At 71.9% G+C, this 20,740-nt stretch carries 16 protein-coding genes; 6 read left to right on the forward strand and 10 right to left on the reverse strand.

Annotated elements, in window-relative coordinates; genetic code table 11:
• Window positions 1-176: 176 nt before the first annotated feature.
• The gene (locus ACFVZH_RS25515; protein ID WP_384900601.1) at window positions 177-1,331 is read left to right on the forward strand and encodes a S1 family peptidase; all 1,155 of its coding nucleotides are present in this window, start codon (window positions 177-179) and stop codon (window positions 1,329-1,331) included.
• A gap of 96 nt (window positions 1,332-1,427) precedes the next feature.
• On the opposite strand, the gene ACFVZH_RS25520 is transcribed toward ACFVZH_RS25515, so the two are convergent.
• On the reverse strand, window positions 1,428-2,009 hold the full coding sequence (locus ACFVZH_RS25520) for an AbfB domain-containing protein (RefSeq protein WP_384900603.1): 582 nt from the start codon (window positions 2,007-2,009) through the stop codon (window positions 1,428-1,430).
• Between the two features lie 51 nt (window positions 2,010-2,060).
• Complete coding sequence (locus tag ACFVZH_RS25525) at window positions 2,061-2,216, reverse strand: hypothetical protein (RefSeq protein ID WP_384900605.1); 156 nt, start codon at window positions 2,214-2,216, stop codon at window positions 2,061-2,063.
• A gap of 514 nt (window positions 2,217-2,730) precedes the next feature.
• On the opposite strand from ACFVZH_RS25525, the gene ACFVZH_RS25530 reads away from it, so the two are divergent.
• The 3 genes from ACFVZH_RS25530 (at window position 2,731) to ACFVZH_RS25540 (ending at window position 7,268) form a co-directional block, all read left to right on the forward strand.
• Window positions 2,731-3,993, forward strand: a complete 1,263-nt coding sequence (locus tag ACFVZH_RS25530; protein ID WP_384900607.1) for a family 16 glycosylhydrolase — start codon at window positions 2,731-2,733, stop codon at window positions 3,991-3,993.
• A gap of 119 nt (window positions 3,994-4,112) precedes the next feature.
• Entirely contained in the window at window positions 4,113-5,780 is a 1,668-nt protein-coding gene (locus ACFVZH_RS25535; protein WP_384900608.1) for a beta-1,3-glucanase family protein, read from the forward strand.
• Between the two features lie 417 nt (window positions 5,781-6,197).
• Window positions 6,198-7,268, forward strand: coding sequence for a hypothetical protein (locus tag ACFVZH_RS25540; RefSeq protein WP_384900610.1), 1,071 nt, complete (start codon window positions 6,198-6,200; stop codon window positions 7,266-7,268).
• Between the two features lie 210 nt (window positions 7,269-7,478).
• Here ACFVZH_RS25540 and ACFVZH_RS25545 read toward each other — a convergent pair whose 3' ends face one another.
• The 4 genes from ACFVZH_RS25545 to ACFVZH_RS25560 form a co-directional block, all read right to left on the reverse strand.
• Window positions 7,479-8,213: an SOS response-associated peptidase gene (locus tag ACFVZH_RS25545; RefSeq protein ID WP_384900612.1), complete on the reverse strand. Its 735-nt coding sequence runs from the start codon at window positions 8,211-8,213 to the stop codon at window positions 7,479-7,481.
• Between the two features lie 114 nt (window positions 8,214-8,327).
• Window positions 8,328-10,661, reverse strand: coding sequence for a collagenase (locus ACFVZH_RS25550; RefSeq protein WP_384900614.1), 2,334 nt, complete (start codon window positions 10,659-10,661; stop codon window positions 8,328-8,330).
• A gap of 600 nt (window positions 10,662-11,261) precedes the next feature.
• Complete coding sequence (locus tag ACFVZH_RS25555; protein WP_384900616.1) at window positions 11,262-11,942, reverse strand: YoaK family protein; 681 nt, start codon at window positions 11,940-11,942, stop codon at window positions 11,262-11,264.
• 262 nt (window positions 11,943-12,204) lie between these two features.
• Complete coding sequence (locus ACFVZH_RS25560) at window positions 12,205-12,501, reverse strand: hypothetical protein (protein WP_384900617.1); 297 nt, start codon at window positions 12,499-12,501, stop codon at window positions 12,205-12,207.
• A 750-nt stretch (window positions 12,502-13,251) separates the two neighbouring features.
• Between ACFVZH_RS25560 and ACFVZH_RS25565 the strand changes: the two genes are divergently transcribed.
• Window positions 13,252-14,076: a dienelactone hydrolase family protein gene (locus tag ACFVZH_RS25565; protein ID WP_384900619.1), complete on the forward strand. Its 825-nt coding sequence runs from the start codon at window positions 13,252-13,254 to the stop codon at window positions 14,074-14,076.
• Window positions 14,077-14,139: 63 nt separating this feature from the next.
• Here the strand turns inward: ACFVZH_RS25565 and ACFVZH_RS25570 are convergent, their stop codons facing one another.
• Window positions 14,140-15,549 carry a lipase family protein gene (locus tag ACFVZH_RS25570; protein ID WP_384900621.1) on the reverse strand — a complete coding sequence of 470 codons (1,410 nt, stop codon included), beginning with the start codon at window positions 15,547-15,549 and terminating at the stop codon, window positions 14,140-14,142.
• Between the two features lie 302 nt (window positions 15,550-15,851).
• On the opposite strand from ACFVZH_RS25570, the gene ACFVZH_RS25575 reads away from it, so the two are divergent.
• Window positions 15,852-17,225 (forward strand): PucR family transcriptional regulator, encoded by a 1,374-nt coding sequence (locus tag ACFVZH_RS25575; protein WP_384900623.1) that lies wholly within the window; start codon window positions 15,852-15,854, stop codon window positions 17,223-17,225.
• A gap of 48 nt (window positions 17,226-17,273) precedes the next feature.
• Here ACFVZH_RS25575 and ACFVZH_RS25580 read toward each other — a convergent pair whose 3' ends face one another.
• The 3 genes from ACFVZH_RS25580 to ACFVZH_RS25590 all read right to left on the reverse strand — a co-directional run bounded on the left by ACFVZH_RS25580 (window position 17,274) and on the right by ACFVZH_RS25590 (window position 20,318).
• Complete coding sequence (locus ACFVZH_RS25580) at window positions 17,274-18,065, reverse strand: DUF2785 domain-containing protein (RefSeq protein ID WP_384900625.1); 792 nt, start codon at window positions 18,063-18,065, stop codon at window positions 17,274-17,276.
• A 130-nt stretch (window positions 18,066-18,195) separates the two neighbouring features.
• Complete coding sequence (locus tag ACFVZH_RS25585; RefSeq protein WP_384900626.1) at window positions 18,196-19,425, reverse strand: trypsin-like serine peptidase; 1,230 nt, start codon at window positions 19,423-19,425, stop codon at window positions 18,196-18,198.
• Window positions 19,426-19,733: 308 nt separating this feature from the next.
• Window positions 19,734-20,318, reverse strand: coding sequence for a fasciclin domain-containing protein (locus ACFVZH_RS25590; protein ID WP_384900628.1), 585 nt, complete (start codon window positions 20,316-20,318; stop codon window positions 19,734-19,736).
• Between the last annotated feature and the right edge of the window lie 422 nt (window positions 20,319-20,740).

Genomic DNA, 20,740 nt, shown 5'->3' on the forward strand with positions numbered 1-20,740 from the left:
GACCGCGGGCACGGGCCCGCGGTCCGGGACTTCGTCATGCCCGGGAACGGTGGTGCGGGAGCGCCGCCCGACGGCCGAAACCTGGTATGGACCTGACAAGAGGTGACCGTTAGCGTGACGGAGGCACTCGTTGAGAGCGCTCTCAATGCTCGGCTTCCCCCACACCAGGAGGTCCCGTGAAACGCACCACCCCCCTGCGCGCCGCCGTTGCCGCCCTGCTCCTGACGGTCGGTCTGGGCGCCGCCCACGCCGGCATCGCCGACGCCGCCCCGCTTCCGGAGCCCGGCGCCGCGGCGCCGGCCGCGTCAACCGGACTGCTCGACGCGATGCGCCGGGACCTCGGGCTCACCGCGACCGAGGCCGAGGAGCGGCTGAACGCCGAGAAGGCCGCCGCCGAGGTGGAGAAGGCCGCCCGGCAGCGTACGGGAGCCGCCTACGGCGGTTCGTGGTTCGACCCGGCGACCGGCCGGCTCGTCGTCGCCGTGACCGACCGGGCCGAGGAGGCGGAGGTACGGGCGCTGGGCGCCGACACCCGGCTGGTCCGTCACAGCGCCGCCGCACTGGACCGCGCCAAGGCCCGCCTGGACACGCTCCGCGCACCCGCCGGAGTGGCCGGCTGGCATGTCGACCCGAGGACCAACAGCGTCGTGGTCGACGTCGTACGCACCGAGCGTGAGGCGCCCGCCGTACGGTCCTTCGTGGAACGGGCCCGGGCCGGCGGCCTCGTCACCGTCGCCGAGACGGCGCAGGCGCCCCGCACGTACGCCGCTGGCACCGTCGGCGGCGACCCCTACTACACCGGCAACGTCCGCTGCTCGATCGGCTTCTCCGTGTACGGGGGCTTCGTGACGGCCGGACACTGCGGCCGGGCCGGCGCGGCGGTGCGCGGCTGGGACGGGTCCGCGATGGGCACCTTCCAGGGCTCGTCGTTCCCCGGCGACGACTACGCGTACGTCTCGATCCACAGCGGCTGGTGGACGGTACCCGTGGTGCTCGGCTGGGGCACGATCCCCGACCAGCTGGTGCGCGGCTCGGCCGAGGCCCCGGTGGGCGCCTCGATCTGCCGCTCCGGCTCGACCACGCACTGGCGTTGCGGCACGGTCCTGGCCAAGAACGAGACGGTCAACTACAGCCAGGGCGCCGTGTACCAGATGACCAAGACCAGCGTCTGCGCCGAGGGCGGCGACTCCGGCGGCTCGTTCCTCAGCGGCGACCAGGCCCAGGGCGTCACCTCGGGCGGCTGGGGCAACTGCTCCTCCGGCGGCGAGACGTGGTTCCAGCCGATCAACGAGATCCTCGGCCGGTACGGCCTGCGGTTGCACACCGCCTGAGGCCGGCACGGCGAACGGGTCCTTCCGGGCGGAGCGCCCGGAAGGACCCGCTGCACGGCGGCCCGTCCGGCCCGCAGGCACCGAACGGGCCGCTCGTCAGGGCGCCCAGGGCGCCTCGACCGACCAGCTGCTGTCGGCACTGAGCGTCCGGGGGCGGTCGAAGCCCCCGCTCCCGGCGCCCGAGGCGATGTACACCGCGGAATCGAAAGGGCGCAGAGAGGAGCCGGGAATGTTCAGCGACTCGAAGGTGACGCCGGTCCCGCCGACGCCCGGACGCACACAGAAGGTGGCGTCCCGGCGGAAGAGCGCGGAGCCGTCGCCGGGCGCGGTGCGCACCCGGCTGTCGGCATGACGCAGATACCGGCCGGGGTAGTTGACCGACTCGAACGAGTAGCACGAGGACTCGGCGAGGCCGCGCCGCAGCGTGTACGAGGCGTCCTGCTTCACCAGGTCGCCGCTGCCGGCGTTGACCACCTCGGTCCAGGCGAGGCTGTCGGCGTGCCACAGGTAGTGGTCGGCGTGACCCCAGGTGGTGACGCGCAGCGAGCGCCGCACGTCGGTGGGCAGCAGGACCGAGCTGCGCCACAGGGCGGGCTCACCGGTGTTCCAGGTCGCGTCGGCCGCGAAGGAGGACGCCGTGTCCCAGGGGTTCGGGCCGCCGCTGCGCGCGAGGTACACGTCGAGGGGCTCACGGATCGACCCGGCTCGACAGCGGCGACCGGGCGCCGTTCAACGCGCCCACGGGCCCCACCACTTGGGCGGCGGCGGGTCGGCCGGAGCCGAGGCGGGCTGGTCGGGGTGGAGTCCGAGCCGCCTCAGCACGTCCGCGCGGACGCGGACCGCGATGGTGCCGTGCCAGTGCCCGTCGGAACGCACCCCGCACATGTGGTCGATCCGGACGTCGTGCTCGGCGAAGGGGTGCCAGTCGATCCCCCGGTCACGCAGTCAAACCGACATCAGGCGTCCGGGCTTCGGGCAGCCGGCGACGTTCTCGAACCAGAAGAGAGTGCCCCAGTCAGAGGTGTGTCCGTCCATGGCCGCCATCATGCCGCACCGCGGGCGACCGCCGCCGATTCGGGACGACCCCTCCCACGGAAGGGGGCTCGTGGCACACCGGGCCGGGACGCCCGGCCGACCGCCCCGGGAGGCTCCGATCCGCCCTCCCGCTCCCTCAAGACAGCCTTAAGAGAGTGTTAAGCCGCAGGTCGTCGGAGAAAACCCCAGTTCAGGGGCGTGCATGAAGTGACGCCTGACGTTGCCATGACAGTTACCCCTCCGTAATACTCACTCCCCCGGGTGGCATCACGTCACGATTGAGAGCGCTCTCAGGCGACAGCCGCATGCTTCGCCCTGCCCGGCCAACCTCGTTCCCCATCCCCCCAGACAAGGGAGCACGCCCATGGCTGCTGCTCATCGCGCCCGACGCCGGTCCTTCGGCGGACTGGTGCTCGTCGTCACCGCCGCGCTCGTCGCGGCGGTCCTCATCTCCTTCAGCGGCTCGGTCACCCCACGGGCCGGTGCCGCGGTCGCCGCGCAGACCTGGTCCGACGAGTTCGACGGCCCGGCCGGCCGAGCTCCCGACGCCGCCAAGTGGACGCTGGAGACAGGCGGTTCGGGCTTCGGCAACCACGAGCTGCAGTACTACACCAACAGCACCTCGAACGCCGCGCTCGACGGCCAGGGCCGCCTGGTCATCACCGCACGGAAGAACACCGACGCCGGCCTCGGCTGCTGGTACGGGCAGTGCCAGTACACCTCGGCCCGACTGAACACCGCCAGGACCTTCACCCAGGCGTACGGCCGCTTCGAAGCCCGCATCAAGATCCCGCGCGGCCAGGGCATCTGGCCCGCCTTCTGGATGCTCGGCAACGACCTCGGCACCGTGGGCTGGCCCAACAGCGGCGAGATCGACATCATGGAGAACATCGGCCGCGAGCCCAACACCGTGCACGGCACGGTGCACGGCCCCGGCTACTCGGGAGCGGGCGGCCTCGGCGCCGCGTACAGCCTGCCCGGCGGCCGCGCCTTCGCCGACGACTTCCACGTGTTCGCCGTCGACTGGAGCCCGAGCTCCATCGTCTGGTCGGTGGACGGCACCACGTACAAGACCCTCACCCCGGCCGACACCGGCGGCAACAAGTGGGTCTTCGACCACCCGTTCTTCGTCATCCTGAACCTCGCGGTCGGCGGCGACTGGCCCGGCAGCCCGGACGGTTCCACGGCCTTCCCGCAGACGATGACCGTCGACTACGTCCGCGCCTCCTCCTCCGGCACCGCCCCCGCCGCACGTCCGATCCGCGGCATCGGCGGCATGTGCGTCGACGTCGCCGGCGCCTCCAGCGCCGACAGCACACCCATCCAGCTGCACGACTGCAACGGCAACGCGGCCCAGCAGTGGACCATCGGCGGCGACGGCACCGTCCGCGCCCTCGGCAAGTGCCTGGACGTGGCGGGCGGCTCCACCGCGGACGGCGCCGTCGTCCAGCTCTACACCTGCAACGGCACCAACGCCCAGAAGTGGACGTACACCGCCGCCCACGACTTCACCAACATCGGCGGCGGCAAGTGCCTGGACGCCAAGGGCAACTCCTCGGCCGACGGCACCCGACTGCAGACCTGGACCTGCACCGGCGCCGCCAACCAGAAGTGGACGGTCGGCTGACCGGCCCACCCCACCGGCCGGGCCCTCCCCGCCCTTCCTCCCGACCCGCGTCCGACCGCTCCCCCACCCGACCTCACGAAGAACGGACCCCCACCGTGACGGCACGCCACCAGCGAACGATGTCCCGCAGAAAACTCCTCGCCGCGACCGCGGGCCTGGCCCTGGCGGCGCCCGCCGTGGCCACCTGGCTCGAGGTGGGCGCCCACGCGTCGACCACCGCCACGCTCCCCCTCGACCTGGTCAACACCACCGGCAACAGCACGGTGTACGCCTACGTGCTCGGCCGCGACCCGGCGGCCGGCGGCAACTGGGCCTTCATCCAGGCCAACGGCTCCAGCCTGTACCACCCGCCGGCCCCGGCCAACGACCAGACGCCGCTCGGAGTCGACTGCGCCATCCCGCTCAACGCGTCCGGCGCCGGGGCGCGGAGGGTGACCCTGCCGCGCCTGGACAGCGGCCGCATCTACTTCTCCGTCGGAGCGAAGCTCACCTTCCTGATGAACCGCGGCGGCGGCCTCGCCCTGCCGTCGGTGAGCAACCCCACCGACCCCAACGCGAACGTCCACCACGACTTCTGCGAATTCACCTTCAACAACGACCAGTTGTACGCGAACATCACGTTCGTCGACATGGTCTCGCTGCCGATCGCCTTCCAGCTGGAGACGGCGCAGGGCACGCAGACCGTGCGCGGGCTGCCCGCCGACGGACTGTCCCGCGTCGCCGCCGCGCTGCGGGCGCAGTCCGCCGCCGACGGCAGCGACTGGAGCAAGCTGATCGTCGCCAAGGGCGGCGGCGACCTGCGCGTCCTCAGCCCCAACCTGGCGATCCGCGGCAACAGCGCCCTGTTCCGCGGCTACTTCGACAGCTACGTCGACGAGGTGTGGAACAAGTACCGCACCACCGACCTGCGCATCGACACCCAGTTCACCTGGGGCACCGTCACCGGCCGGGTCAACGGCGACACCCTCGCCTTCCCGGGAGTGGGCAGCTTCGCCAAGCCGTCGACCCTCTCGATCTTCTCCTGTAGCGACGCCCCCTTCACCACGGGCAACGACCTGATGGGCAACCTCAGCGCACGCCTCGCCGCCGCCTTCAACCGCACCACCCTGCTGGACAACCCCCACCAGCCGACCGCCGAGAACCCGGCCGCCTTCTACACCCGGCCGCGCACCAACCACTACGCCCGCATCCTGCACAACACCACCCCCGACCACCTCGGGTACGCGTTCCCCTACGACGACGTGCACCCGGCCGGCGTCGACTTCGAGGGCAGGGTGCAGTCCGGCAGCCCCGGCCGCTGGACCATCACGGTCGGTGGCATGGCCGGCGGCGGCGGCACGCCGACCCCGACCCCGACCGCCACCGCCACGGGCGGCGGGGCCAGCGCCTTCGCCACCCTCCAGGCCGAGGCGTTCAACGCCCAGTCGGGGGCCCAGGTGGAAGCCTGCTCCGACAGCGGCGGCGGCTCCGACGTCGGCCATCTGTCCAACGGCGACTGGCTCAAGTTCTCGTCCGTCGCCTTCGGCGCCACCGGCGCCACCCGCTTCAGCGCCCGCGTCGCGTCCGGCGCCGCCGCCGGCGTCAGCGGCCTGGTCCAGGTCCGCCTCGGCAGCCCCACGGCCACCCCGGTCGGCAGCTTCGCCGTCGCCAACACCGGCGGCTGGCAAGCATGGCGCACCGTCCCCGCCGACATCGGCCGCACCACCGGAACCCACGACGTCTACCTGACCTTCGACAGCGGCCAGCCCGCCGACTTCGTCAACGTCAACTGGTTCACCTTCGCGTAGGTCATGCCCGCATCCCTGCCTCGCTGTTCCGTCCGCGGTGCGCGGCATGGGGGGAGGGATGAGTCGCAGGCGTTGATCACCCGTGCGCGGCACCGGGCCCGACTCGTCATCGTCACGGACGGGTCGGGCCCGGTGGCCCCGGTCCCAAGCAGGTCGGCCTGAGGCTCTCTTGGATCGTCAGCCTCGGCTCCAAGGGGTCGGTCACTGCTGTGACGGCTCATCGCCTCGGCCTGCTCGGCGGGCCTCGCGGCGCGCGCAGGACTTCGAGGGTCGTGCTCAGGAGGACGCCGGCGATGGACAGGATGTCGGCTGCTCGGGAAGACCCTCGCCACGCTGGCTCAGGAAGTCGGCTACTCCACGAGTCAGATCAGCACCCTGCTCAGCGGCCGCGTCCCACGCCGCGAGTTCGTCATCCGGTTGATCGCGGTCACGGCGCATCCCACCCTGCGTGAGCGCCGCGAAGCCGAGGCCCTCCGGCTCCTGCGCGACGCCGAGCACCCGCCCCGCGTCGGTCTCAAGGCCATCGTGCCGGCGCAGGTCTCCGCCGTGCGCGTGGCGCAGACACAGGCCGCGCAGATCCAGGTGTACGAGCGGCTGACGCGAGCATGGGAGCAGGAGAGCGAGTTGTGCCAGACCGCGGTGAACTCGGCCACTCTGATCTGGGTGCTTCTCAGGATGGTCAGCATCCTTGAGGAGCGCGTACGCAAGCTGACCGGTCAGTGTGACCGGCTCGCCGGCCAGGCGGAGGCGGAGCTCGCCCGTGCCGAGGAGAGACGACGACAGGCCGAGGACCTCGCCGACCGCCTTCGGCGGGAGATCGAGCCCCTCACCGACGAGCTCGGCCGGCTTCGCGGCGACGGCCCCTCACCCCACGACCACCTCCCCACCCGGGCCGGTGCGCCGACCGCGTCGACGCAGCCCGGAGATGCCGAATCCGACGACATCGACGCCGCACTCGCCAAGGCCATAGCGGTCAGCAACGAGGACGCGGACACCATCGACCGGATCAGCACCGAGATCACCGGCCTGCCCGCCTCGGCCACGGGGACGGAGCCGGATGTCGCGGACAACTCCCCCGCCGGCCCGGACGCGGTGAGCACATCGGCCCTCCAGGTCAAGGAGGCAGCCGACGCGGCCGCCGCACGCGGCGACGCCGCCGAAGCCGCGCGACTGCACGGCGTCCACGTGACCCTCACGACCGCCTACCTCGGCCGCGAGCACCCGGACGCCCTCTCCAGCCGCCACGACCACGCCCAGTGGACGGAGCAGGCGGGCGACCCGGCCGCGGCACGCGACCTCCACGCCGCCCTCGTCACCGACCGCACCCGCGTCCTCGGCCCCCGGCACGGAGACACGCTGGCCACCGCCTCGAGCACGCCTACTGCACGGGGATGGCCGGCGCCCCGGCCGTCGCGCGCGACCTGTACACCGACCTCATCACCGCGTACTCCCAGGTGCTCGGCCCGTACCACGAGCGCACTCTGCTGACCCGCCACCTCCGCGACATGTGGGCCACCGAGGCCGCCGAGTCCTTGTAGGTGTCGCCGAGCGCGGGTGGAATCCCCGCGGGTCGGGCCGGGCGAGCATCTCCGCGAGCAGGCGTACTGCAGCCCGTACCCGACGAAGGCGTAGGTGCACATGGGTCGGCCGTACCGACCGCGTGTCCGCGCCGACGAGCGGTTGTGTGTCGGCGGCAGGTCAGGACGGGGCGTCGAGGAGGTGGGCGCCGTTGTTGCGGACGTTGTTGACGGCGGTGGAGACGGGCCGGACGGTGAGGAGGCCGTCCGCGGGCCGGGTGAGCAGGGCGCGGAGGTCGTCGGTGTCCTGGTGGCGGGGGTCAAGCCAGGTGTCGTAGTGGTCGGGGGTGAGGGCGAGTGGCATGCGGGGATGTACGCGGCCGGCGGCGTCGGTGGCCTCGGTGGTGATGATCGTGCAGGTCGTCAGCCAGGCGTCGGGGTCGTCGGCGGATGCGACGTCGGGGTTGCGCCAGTACTCGTAGAGACCCGCCATGGCCATCACCTGGCCGTCGGAGGGGGTGATGAAGTACGGCTGCTTGCGGACCTTTCCCGTCGCCTCGTCCTTGATCGGCTCCCACTCGTAGAAGCCGTCCGCCGGCAGCAGGCAGCGGCGCTTGGCGAAGGCGCGCCGATAGGCGGGCTTCTCATGGACGGTCTCCACGCGGGCGTTGATCATCCGGGCGCCGACCTTCGGGTCCTTCGCCCATGACGGCACCAGGCCCCACCGCACCGCACGCAGCCGGCGGCGCACCTCGTCGTCGTCGCCGCGCCCGGCGCGTTCGAGGATCGCGTAGACCTCGTCGGTCGGTGCGACGTTCCAGCTGGGCGCGAGGGCCTCTTCAGGGCGCCAGTCGGTCACCCGGAAGAGCTGGGTGAGGTCTTCGGGACTGCGAGTCGATGTGTAGCGGCCGCACATGGAGCCACTGTGCCACGGCGCCCGATGTCCGGGGCGCGGAAACGGCGATCGTCCTGTCGTCGGTGGTCCTCGTTCGCCGGGGCCGACCGGGTCGGCCGGCCCCGGCGAACCGGGTCACTTGGACTGGGTGGAGAGGCTCACGCCGCTGAAGTCCTGCGCGGCGGCGAGGCTGAAGTAGACCCAGCCGGAGGGCGGGTTGTCGATCGTCAGGGTCTCGCCGTTGCCGGTGTTGGTGGACTTCGCCTGGTAGCTGCCGGTGGTGGCCCAGCTGCCGCCGCCGTAGTACAGGTCGGCGTTGCCGGTGCCGCCGCTGCTGGTGATGGTCAGCTGCTTGACCCCGGCGGGCAGGTACACGAAGTGGTAGCTGTAGTTGCCGGTGGCGGCCGCGAGGTTGTCCCGGCGGCAGTTGCCGTCGAACTGGCGGGGGTCGCCGAGGGTGCAGAGCGGGGTGGACGGGGTGGCCGTCGCCTCGGGCAGGGGGCCGCAGTCGGCGGTCGCGCACGCGGTCGTCAGCCAGGTGGAGAAGTCGGCGTCGTAGCGGGTGCCGATGGTCTGCTTCAGGAAGGTGCGGGCACCGATCCAGTCACCGGCGCGGTACTTGCCGAGGACGGTCTGGACGTCGGCGGGGTGCGCCTGGAGCATGTAGCGGACCGCGAGGAAGCCCCAGCGGTAGACCCGGTTCGAGTTGACCTCCGGGTCCTCCTCCTGGCCGTAGACGGTGTCGAACAGGTCGCTCAGCTTGTACGTCCGCTTGCCGGCCTCGGCGATCGCGTCGGCGTTGCGCTCGTTGCGGTAGCCGAACGAGATGTTCTCGGCGATGCCCTCGACCCACCAGATGGTCGGCGTGGTGATGCCCGCCTCGAAGTCGCCGTACATGTTGTAGCGGCCGTCGAGGTAGTGGGTGTACTCGTGGTTGAGGTTCCAGATCTGGAAGTCGGGGCGCAGCCAGTGGGCCTCGTGGGCGATGAAGCGGGCCTGGTTGCCGGGAACGGCCGGGTTGCCCTCCTCGTACATGCCGCCGTTGTCGACGTCGATGTTGTAGATGGCCCAGGCGTACATCGCGTACTGGGTGTAGTCGTCGAAGACGACGACCTCGAGGTTGGTGTTCACGTCCCCGGGGATCGCGCCCTTGTCGCCGATGACCCGGTGGAAGTAGGCGTCCTGGTTGACCAGGCTGGTGCAGGTGCCGGCCAGCTGTCCCGGGGACATGTCCTGGGCACGGATCTTCAGCTCCGGCGTACACGTGTGCTGGATCGGCAGGATCGCCGGGAGGACGCGGTCACCCAGGTCGCAGATGGCGTAGGCGGCGCAGTTGTTCCGGTCGTACTGGCGCGTGTACCAGCCCAGGTTCATGGTGAGCGGCGCGGTGGGGCCGACGTTGGGGTAGCGGTTGATCAGGTCCTTCAGCAGCGGCCGGACCCGGTCCTTGAGCTCGGGGACGTCGAGGGCGTAGCCGAGGTAGCGGCCGACGTTGCTGACGACGTCCAGGCGGTTCAGCTGCGCGCTGTTGCGCGTGATGAAGCCGGCCCAGGTGTCCAGGATGGTGGGGTCGGCCTTGAGGGCGGCGCGCCAGCCGCGGCCGTCGTTCTTGGCCTTGAAGCCGTTCTCGACGACCCATTCGACGTGCTGCATGGCGAGGTTCATCTGGCCGGGCCAGGTGCCTGCGTAGCCGGCGAGCATCCACTTGACGACGCCCGCGTACCGGCCGGCCGACTGGGTGCTGTCGATCAGCGTGACGACCTCGTTGAGGATCTCGCCGTTGGCGTCGGTGACGTCCTTGCTGCGCGGGGCGGCGAAGAACGCGTCCAGCGCCCCGAGCGCCGCGTTGTCCAGCGGCGTGCCGTAGTCGCCGACGACGTCCGCGTGGTTGTCCTGCACGTAGTAGCCGGCGCGCAGGAACAGCACCAGCTGGCCGATGGCGGTGCTGTTGCTGCCCGAGTAGGTCGCGGAGGCGTCGCGGAGCGCGTTGGCGACGGTCACCATCTGCGGTTCGCGGAATGCCTTGCGGGCGTCCTCCCCGGTGAGACCGAACAGCGGGTAGGTGCAGTCGATCCGGGGCAGGGACTTGAGTTCCTGAACCAGCGCGGCGCCGGTGGCGTCGATCACGCGGGAGAGGTCACCGCACGCGTCCTGAGCGGCGGCCGAGGACTGCTTGGCGGCCTTGACGGCCTTGACGGCCGGGGCGGGCGCCGGGCCGGACTCCTCGGTGCCGTCCTGCGAGGAGATCCGGAAGCGGGAGCTGTTGCTCATCGCGTCGGGCGACTTGGGAACCGGGATCGACCGTGGCGCCGACGCCGCGGTTCCCTGTGCGTTCGCGCCGGCCGGGGGCGTGACCCCGACAGAGGCGGCCTGGCTCTGGGGCGCGAACAGGCCGAGGGCGAGGAAGACGGCGGCGCCGAGTGCGGGCAGTCTGCGCGCGTTGGCCTTCGATATCCGGAAGGGATGCATCTGTGGGGGCCTCCGGGGCCGTTGTGGCCGCGTGCCGAGGCACGGGGCATTGATGTGTGACGTGTAAAATTTCACATGTCGCATCTCACTGGAAGCCTTCCGGCCAGATTGACCGGCATCCGCAACTGAAACGTTGTCAACTGCCCACCCCTGAGCCGCCCCTCACCCGCGGCGGACTACGCACCCCGGACACCGCGACGTGAGCCCGTTCGTGACTGGCCGTCGCACGCCTGGACGAGGTCGTGACCGAGCTCGGCCGACTGCCGTTGACCTTGGGACACGCAGCGGCCGACTGCCGTTGGCCTTGGGATACGCAGCGACCGACGGCCATTGGCCCTGGGATACGCAGCGGCCTACCCCATCAGCGAGGAGATCGCCGACGGCGAGTACCTGAGGGAATTCAAGGACCCGGCACTGTCACTCGCGGAGCCGGCCTCCTGCAACGCTCCGGGCAGGCACCGGGAGGGGCATCGCCTGCAGAGGCGAGTCCCCACCGACCGCGAATCGAAGAGCGCCCCGCAGCCCCAGGGGAGGAAAGTCCTCGGTCAGTGCGTCACTGCCCCGGTTCGTGGAGGTGAGGCGGGTGCGGGACGTGACGGGCTACGGGGTGGGCGGGCGGGTGGTGCGGGTTCGGCGCGCGGTGAGGGCGACGGCGACGAGGAGGACCAGGACCGCGACGAGGACACCTTGGACCCCGCTTCCGGCATGCAGGAGACCGCCGGCGATGGCCCCCGCCGCGAGCGCCGCCACGGACACCCCGCGTCGTACGACCGCGGGCCCCGGCCGGTCCGCGGCAAGGCTGGTCAGGGTCCGCGTCATGACGGTGGTGGTCAGGTCGGGCACCCCCAGGCGGTGGACGACGGCGTTCTGCAGGCCCATTCCGCAGGCCAGGGGAACCAGCACCGCGTAGCGCCCCCAACCGGCCCACTGAGCGGCCAGCGCGAGCGCGACCAGGAGTCCCTGTACCGCGACCAGTGGTGCGAACAGCCGTCCCGGCTCCGCATCGCGTCGCCACGCGCCGCCCGCGGCCGCGCCGGCCAGGAAACCCGTCAACGCCAAGGCGGAGGCCAGGGCCGACAGCTGCGCCGCCCCGGCCAGGGCGAGCCCGAGGAACACCAGATTGCCGGTCATGTTGGCCACGAAGACCCGGCCGGGGCCGAGGAAGCTCGCCGCGTCGACCAGCCCGCTGACGAACGTCAGGACGAGCATCAGCGGAGCGATCCGCGCGTAGCGGTGGCCTTCGGGGAACAACCAGCGCGCCGCCACCCCTCCCCCGGTCACCGCGGGTTCCTGGGCGCCCGCACGGTCCCGGGCCGCGTCGGCCTCCACCCACCGGCGGCGGGCGGCGCCCCCCTCACCCCGCGACCGACGGCCGGCACGCTCATCATCCGCCCAGTGGAACAGAGGCCCCGGCCACCCGTGGGCGCCCCACAGCCCATCAGGGGGCAACTCCCTCGAACGGCCGCGCCTCGCCCGGGCACACCGGCATCACGCGCGAAGCCCCGGACGGCCCGGCCGCCCCGGAACGACACCCGAGGCGGGGCTACCGGGCGCGGCGTCCGGCGTTGACTCGTCCCTGACGGCTGCGCGGGGGGCGCTGGCTGCGGCGGGCGGCCGCGGTGTCGTCGGGGCCGGACGCGTCCTCGGAGGAGAAGGTGACCGGAACGGGGGCGGGGGGTGGGGTCCTGGGTGCGGGAGCCGAGGTGCCGGGTGGGGCAGCGGCGCCGCTGAGGACCGTGGTGTGCGTGATGTGGGGAGCGCATCCCTGGCAGATCTCGGCCAGGGTCCACACGTCGCCCACGGCGCGGTTGTGGATGAGGAGGAGGAGATTTCGGCCCACGCATGCCGCCCTCGCGGAGTGATAGCGGCAGTCCGCCTCGGAGCAGGCACACGTCGCGTTCGGGCGCGGGGCCGCGAGGCGTGCGTGGGCATGCGCATGCTGGTGGGCGAAGACACGCAGGGCGTTGACGTCCCGGGACCGGGGTGGCATGCGGCATGCGGCGGTGCTGCACGTCACCGTGGCGGAATGGTCGGGGTGCCCGGTGAGACGGACAGTCCACGTTCTGCCCGGCGGGCGTGATCCGGGAGGGTTACTCACTTCGCACTTCCATTCGATCGACTGGTGCAGGGGCTCATGGTTCCACCGCGTCCGACATTGTGGGTGGTTCCCGCCGACTGCTGTACCCGTGAGACGCGCTGCGCGACTGAACGCCGACCTTGCCACGAGTCACGACCTCATGATCCCCTCTCTCCGCCGCGTCGCGGACTCGGGGACACGTTTCCGGCGCGGGGTGGACTCAAGGGCTCACACGGGCAGACCACATACTCCGCCCCCACCAGGGCCTCCTCCGAAGCACCCTGCCCGGCACCTTGCCGCGCAGGACCGTCCACCCAAGGGTCTGATACCCCTCCTCCGTACGCCTCGAATCCACAGCCGGTTCCGACGGAGCCGCGTGGCGACGGCTGGTGCTCGACCGCGCGCAGTCGGCAAGGAGGTGGCTGTGAAAGCCGGTGTCCGGGCGACCCGGCGTTACTTGCCAGTAGGCTCGTGCGCTGTCACGAGCGTGCCGGAGGGGAGCCAGGAGAACACGTGGTCGACGACGGATTGACGGACTTCGCCCGGGAGCGGTTCACCCACCAGGGCCGGTCGCATGCGGTGCTGAGGTCGGGGAACGGCCCGGCCGTCCTCGTCATGGCCGAGATCCCCGGCATCACGCCGAAGGTGGCCCGGTTCGCGCGGCGGGTTCGCGACATCGGCTGCACGGTGGTCCTGCCGGATCTGTTCGGCGTCGCCGGACGCGATCCCGATCCGAAGGCCCATGGGCTGATGGGAACCGCGATGACGGGCCTGCGCGCCGTCGCCCACATCTGCGTCAGCCGGGAGTTCACCGTGCTGGCGGCCGGTCGCACCTCCCCGGTCGTGACCTGGCTGCGGGCGCTCGCGGCCCGGGAGCACGAGCGGTGCGGCGGCCCGGGCGTCGGAGCGGTCGGCATGTGCTTCACCGGCGGTTACGCCCTGGCCATGGCGACCGACGAGCGTCTCCTCGCGCCGGTCCTCTGTCAGCCGTCCCTCCCCCTGGCCGTCACGCCGCGCAACCGCCGCTCCCTGGACATCTCCCCGGCCGACCTGCGCGCGGTGCAGGAGCGCTGCGGGACGGACCTTCGGGTGCTCGGACTGCGCTTCCGCGGCGACCGGCTCGTCCCCGACGAGCGCTTCGCGCTGCTCCGGGCGAAGCTCGGCGAGGCGTTCGTCGGGATCGAACTCGAGGACAGCGCGGCGAACCCCGACGCGCCGACGCCCCCGCACTCCGTGGTCACCGAGCATCTCGTCGACGAGCCCGGTCAGCCCACCCGCGAAGCGCTCGACGAGGTCCTGGATCACCTCCGGGCCCGGCTCCTGACGCCTCGCACCTGAACGTGCCGACGGGGGACGGGGACGCGTGAGGTCCTGCCGGGTGCCCGGCAGGACCTCACGCGGTCAGGAGAGCGGTGCCGGCTGCTCCGGTGCGAGCGAGTTGCCCGCGGGGATGCGGCCGCAGTCGGACGGGGCGGTCCTGCCCTCGAAGCGGTCGTCGAGCCAGGCCATCGCGAGGGGTGCCCAGACGACCGGCACGCCGGTGTGGCTGAGCAGGTTGTACTGCCGGTACGTGATCGAGTCGTTGCCGGTGGCGCAGTACTGGCGGGCGAGCGTCCGCACGTCGCCGGCGACCATGACCGCGTCGCCGGTGCCGATGCCCGGCGGGTTGCCGAAGGTCCCTTCGAGGACGCCGCCGTTGCCCTGGGCGATGAAGCCCGGGGCGGTCGGCGTGGGGGCCGAGCCGAGGTTGACCCTGTTCACCGCGGCGACGAACTCGGGGACCGAGTTGGGGTTGGCGTACTCGGGCTTCGCCATCTTCTTCCAGGTCAGGCCCGGGAAGCGGCCCAGCGCGTCGACGATGGAGGCGTCCTCCAGCCGGTCGTACACCTGTCGGCCGTAGTCGTTCATGTACTGCCTGAGGTCGATGTCGTAGGAGCGGGAGACTCCGATGAGCGCCATGGGGATGACGCCCGACCACACGAGGGAGCCGTCCACGTACTTGAGGTTGTGCGCCGGGGCGACGAGGAGGCCGCCCTCGGCGAAGCCGACGAGCCTGCTGTTGACGTCGGGCGCGTAGCTCGGGGCGAGCGCGGCCGCCCAGCCGCTCGCGATGGCGCCGCCGGAGTAGCCGATGAGGCCGACCTTGGTGCCAGCGTTCATACCGGTCGCGGCGGACCTGGTCGCGGCACGGATCGAGTCCAGGGTGTTGGTGGCGTACTCGGGTCCCGCGGCGAAGTCGGCCCGCTGCCCCTGGGTGTCCGGGATGATCAGGGTGTACCCCTTGGCGAGCAGGGGCGCCATGAAGAGGGCTTCGGCGTTCGGGATCACGCCGCCGAGTGTGAGGTCGCCGGCGATCGCGCGGGAAGGGCCGTCCTCGGGGTCGAGCGAGTCGTAGAACGACTGGTACGAGACCGCCTTGCTGCCGTCGCCCGTGAGGCTGCGCACCACGGTGGTCACGTTCGCGGCCGGGCGGCCCTGGGCGTCGGTGCTGCGGTAGAGCAGCTGGATCGCCTTCAGCGGCGTGGGAATGCCCACGAGGTGGTACTGCAGCGTCCGCGTCTTCAGCACGGTGCCCGGGGCGAACGACGCGAGGGGCTCGCCGCCGTCGTAGGTGTAGAAGGGGTCGCTCGCGGTCGCGGTGGCCGTGGCGGCCGCCGCCGGTGACAGGGATCCGCCGGCGGTGGCCGCCGGCGCGGATCCGGTGGCGGTGGCCGCCGGCGCGGATCCGGTGGCGGTGGCCGCCGGCGCGACGGTGAGAGCCGCCGCGGTGGCGACCGCGAGGGAGATCAGGCGAGCAGGTGTCCTGGACATGCTTCCTCGATTCGTGGAGGGGTGACCGGCGTGCGGAGGGTGCCCGCGTGCGTCGGCGCGGCCGGCCGAAGTGGCGTCCTCAGCCCGCACGTTGTGGGTCCCGGCGGCCGGCGACGACGCGTCGGGGAGTGAACTACGCGGCAGTCACCACGACTGGCCATCCACCGGCCGGACGTGTTACCAACCAGTAGGACGTGTCCCGGAAACATCATGGAGGCGGTACGCGGCCGCGTCTCCGGGGCGGACAACAGAGATTTGCGAGGTGGATTGTGACCGCGTCCAACACGGCTGGGACCGCATCGGTGCCGCATTTCGGCGGCGTCCCGGTCCACAAGAGGCTCCAGGCCGCCGTCGGCACGCTGGAGCGTGCGGTCATGGTCCGGCTCGTCGAGCGCCTGCCCGTCTACGGAACACTCCCGTCGGAACAGCTCGGCGGCGACATCGCCCAGCAGGTGACACTCGGCATCCGGAGCTTCGCCGACGTGCTGCGCACCGGTGAGCTGCCGGACCAGGTGGAACGAGCGGCGATCCGAGAGTCGTCGGCCCGACGGGCCGACGAGGGCGTGCCCCTGGAAGCCGTGGTGGGCGCCTACCACCTCGGCGCGGAGGAGTGCGCCGCACAGCTCGTCTCCGCGGCCGAACCGGGCGATCTGCACGACGTGCTGCTGGTGCAGCGTCAGCTGCTCGCCTACCTGCGGCTGGTGAGCTGCGAGGTCGCCGCCGGGTACGTACAGGAACGGCAGACGGCACTGAGCGACGAGCAGGTCGCCCTTCAGGAGCTGCTGTCCCGGCTGCTGGAGGGCGACAGCCCGCAGGCCGCCGCCGACCGGGCCGGTGTCACCCTCCCGCCTGGCTACCTGGTCCTGAGCATCGGCATGGGCCCGCACCCGGACGAACTGCGCCCCGGGGTGAACAAGCCCGTCGTGGTGCGCCGCAAACTCCGGCGGCTGCGCAACGAACTACAGCGCCACACCGCCGGTGTCCCGTTGTTCACGCTCTCCGGCGACGGCGGGCTGGTGCTGATCCCCCGCGACGCCGCAGCGGACGCCGGCCTCGACACCGCGGACCGGGAGCGGCTCTCCCAACTGGTCGGACAGCTCCGGCGGGTGTGCGGCGCCGACCTGCTCGTGGCGGCCGAGGCCGCCCCACCCGAGGGCGTCGCCGAGGCCGCCCGGCTGGCCGACGACGTACGCGCGGTGGCCCAGGCGTCCGGCCGCGGGCCCGGCCTCTACCTCCTCGACGACGTGCTGCTCGCCTACCAGCTGAGCCGCCCCAGCCCGGCCAGGGACGGGCTCGCGTCGCTCCTCGGCCCGCTGGACACCCGCCCGGAACTGCTCGCCACCCTGCGCACCTTCCTCGCCTGCGACCTCGACCGGCGCCGGACCGCCGCCCTCCTCCAGGTCCACCCGAACACGGTGGACTACCGCCTGCGCAAAGCCGGCGACCTCGTCGGCCTCGACGCTTCCCGGGGTGCCGATCTGCTCACGCTGCACGCCGCGCTCGCGGCCCACGACGCCGTAGCAAGCGACGAGCCCGGCGACGACGGCGCCGCTACACCGAACCAGCGCGGCGAGGCCGGCCTCACCGACCGCGCGGCATCCCGGTGGCGCGGCGCTCCAGGCGTCGACGCCCACGCGACATCCGGCCGGCGCTTAGGGCAGCCCCGTCGTACGTGAAAGACGCGTGCAGCGGGCCGCTCGGCAGAAACGGGCGCCGGACGAGGCTCAGCGTCTGACGATCCGGTCGAGGACGGTGGCGATGCCGGACTTGACCGCCTGGCGGTGGTGGAGAGGTTCCGCGGGCAGTTCGCTGGTGGGGCGTACGCCCCTGTCGGCGAGGATGTAGAGCAGGCGCAGCGTGCGCAGGCAGTTGCTGATGTGGGCGGGCACCGGAGTACCGATCCGGTCGGCGCCGAAGCGGTCGGCGATCGGATCCAGCCATCCGACGGCGTCGCGTTCGCTCAGGTCGGTGCGGGTGAGGACGCGGGCGATCGCCCGGGCCAGGCGGTCGTCCTCCAACTGGTCGTACACGTGGTCGGTGGACGCGATGAGACGCGCGGCGGCCAGGTCCAGCATCCGTGCCGGTGCCACCTCGGGGTGCAGGCCGAAGCCTGCGAGGAGATCCGCTCCGTGTGCCACCGCGTGGAGCCAGCCGAGCGTCTCGTCGTGGCCGCGCAGATCCCGCTCCGCCGGATACCAGCGCTCGAAGGCGTCCACCCAGCCGGGCTTGAAGTCCCCCGCGGTCACCAGCATGTCGAGCACGAGCGGGGCGAAGGTGCGCGCCTCGACCCGCGGGTCGGTGAACCGGGCGGCCATCTCGTCCCCGAGTTCCAGCCGTCGGGCCGCCCCGATCGTCCCTCGGGCGATCCAGGTCGCGAGGACGCCGTACGGCTCGCCGTCCCGGACCAGCGGGTCGGGATCCGCCAGGGCCCGGGACAGCTCGCGCACGAGGTCGTCCATGGGCCGGTCGGTGGGCACGGCGTAGTCGGCGGCCTCGACGCTCTTCCAGTCGATCATGAAAGGGAGGGTATAGCGGACTTGCTGCCGGGCGCCTCACCATAAAGTCCGGGCAGGTCAGTGCCCTTCGTCCCGTACGCCCCGTCGAGCCGTCGAGCCGTCGAGCCGTCGAGCCGTCGAGCCGTTCGGCCTACCCGGCGAGGGAGGCGAGGAAGTCCCGCAAGGCATGGGCCCGTTGCTCGCCCCAAGGTCCGTGCCGGACCCGGGTGCCCGCGAAGGTGAGGCAGACGTACCAGTCCCATCCGACCCCGGCGCCCCCGCGAGGATCCGTATCGCGCTCCTTGTCGATCTCCAGCGTCACGGCGCGCAGGGATTCGTAGGGGCAGCTGAGGATGGCTCCACGGTCACGCGCGTACAGCGTCGTGGCGGTGAAGGCGATCAGGTTGGTCGAGACCGAGGACGACAGGAGGCCCTTCTGCCGGGAGAGCGCGAGGACGGGTTCGTCACCCACCATGTTCAGTCGGCCGCGGACCTTGCGTTCGACGTTCGCCGCGATGGCGGGGCGGTGGGTGAGGATCTTGCCGGGTTCCGACTCGACCCGTGCCCTGACGTCCTGCGCGGAGGTCGTGCGGGGCCGCGGAGCCGGAGGCCGGTCTCCTCCCGGAGTCTCGGTGCCGGGCAGCCGCTTCTTCGGACTCGGGGGACTCGGGGGACCCGGCAAGCTCGGCGGCGGGTCGGCCGTCACCTCGGCCGTGTCCGCGGTCGTCCCCGAGTGTCCATGGCGGACGACGAGTTCCTTGAAGCCCGGCGAGTTCAGCGCCTCGTGAACGGGCGCGGCGTGCAGCCGCCGCCAGCCCATGGTGCGGTTGTCCTCCACTGCCACGCCCACCACACGTCCGTGGCAGAAGATCGCCGCCCCCGAGGCACCCGCCCAGGGCCGGTCGGCTCCTTTGGCCGCCGCCGGCCACACCGGGCAGTCCAGGACCCAGCCCGAAGACGCCGTGGACACCACGGGCAGGTCGCCGCGCAGGTACTCGAACTGCGCTATGCCCCCGTTGTCGGCGGCGAAGTCGGGGAACCCGGCGCCTTCGAACGGAATCGGGGTGACGCCTGCCGGTTTGCCCCACCGCACCGGCCCGTCCTTGCTCTGCACCGGTTCGTCCAGCCAGAGCAGCGCGACGTCCAGCGCCGTCGCGCCCGACTGCGGGACCGGGTCCGGCCAGCAGATCTGGGCCGATCGTTCGACGAGGCCGGCTCCGAAGCGGGGGTGGCCGACGCGTACCAGGATCCGTCCGACCGGACCTCCGTCATGGCTCACCACGTGCAGGGCGGTGAGGACGAGCCGCGGGCCCACCAGATAGCCCGACCCGGAGCCGCTCGGTTCGCCGGTGCGCACCCACACCAGCCGCTGCGGGTGCACCTCAGCCCTCCCAGGGGCGGGGAACCGGATGCGTCTCGTCCGTCACCGGCGCGTACGGATCACATCGCTGCCGTCGCATGGCGGTCGGCGCCCCGGGCCTGCCCGCCGCGCGGCGGGTCCTGGCGCACCCGTCGCATCCCTGCCCCGGCGCTCCGGCCGACGAAAATCCCACATGTCCTCCTCGACGGACGACTCATCCTGTGATGATCAGGCCCAAGCCTCCCCCAACTGCCCTGTGCACCGCAGCTCTTCGCCTCCACTTGTTCCGTTTCGCGGAGGGAGGGGTGTCGCGGGGCGGGACTGGCGCCCTACTTCGGCATGAGGACCGTGTCGATGATGTGCACGGTGGCGTTGGAGGTGGAGATGTCGCCGCAGACGATGGTGGCGGTGCCGTTGACCTTGTAGGTCTCGCCGGAGGCGGAGGTGGTGAGGGTGCCGCCCTCCAGCGTCTTGAAGGCTCCGTCGGAGAGATCCGCCTTGTGCACGGGCTGGTCGACCACGTGGTACGTGAGGATCTTGGTGAGGGTGGCCTTGTCGGCGAGGACCTTGTCCAGGTCCTGCTTCGGAATCTTGGCGAAGGCGTCGTTCGTCGGCGCGAAGACCGTGATGTCCTCGGCGTTGTTCAGTGTGTCGACCAGACCGGCCTTCTTCACGGCGGTGACCAAGGTCGACAGGGCCGGATTGTTCGCGGCGGCCGTGGCCACCGGGTCCTGAGCCATTCCGTCGAACGAACCGGCGCCCTCCTTCGGTACCGAGGCGCAGGCGGGACCGAACGGACCGTCGCCGTCGCCATCATCGGCTGAGGCGTGGGGTGCCAGGGCTCCGAGCGAGACCGCGAGGGCGCCGGCGGCGAGTGCGGCCGAGACGCGACGTCGGGTGAGCGTGGTGTTCATGACGTATTCCTCCCAGCGGCCGGGCACCGGGTGAGGTGCGGCCGTGGATGCGTGGTCCTTTCGTCAGGTCATTCGGTGCCGAGGGGGTCTCCGGATGGGGTCGGCAGCGCTTTTCCTCGCGGGCTGCGCCACCGGCGCCCGCCGTCGGGGGGACCGCATCCGAAGGGCACCCGGACCGCGAAGTCAGGAGGGGCGCGACGAAGCGTCCCGCTGAGGCCGAGCGGATCGGGAGCGGCATGACCAGTACGCACTTGGCTCTTCGGCGACCAGTTGGGGCCCGAGCGGGTGACGTACGTGCGGGCGGACACGTACCGGGAGGGGTTGGGGCGGGCAGCGGGGGCTGCGGACGCATGACGGTGAACCACCTCACGTCGCGGGCGGCGCTTCGGACCTGCCGGCGCAGGAAGGGCGCGGGCCGAGGG

This window comes from Streptomyces sp. NPDC059534 (assembly GCF_042743475.1).
Lineage (GTDB): Bacteria > Actinomycetota > Actinomycetes > Streptomycetales > Streptomycetaceae > Streptomyces.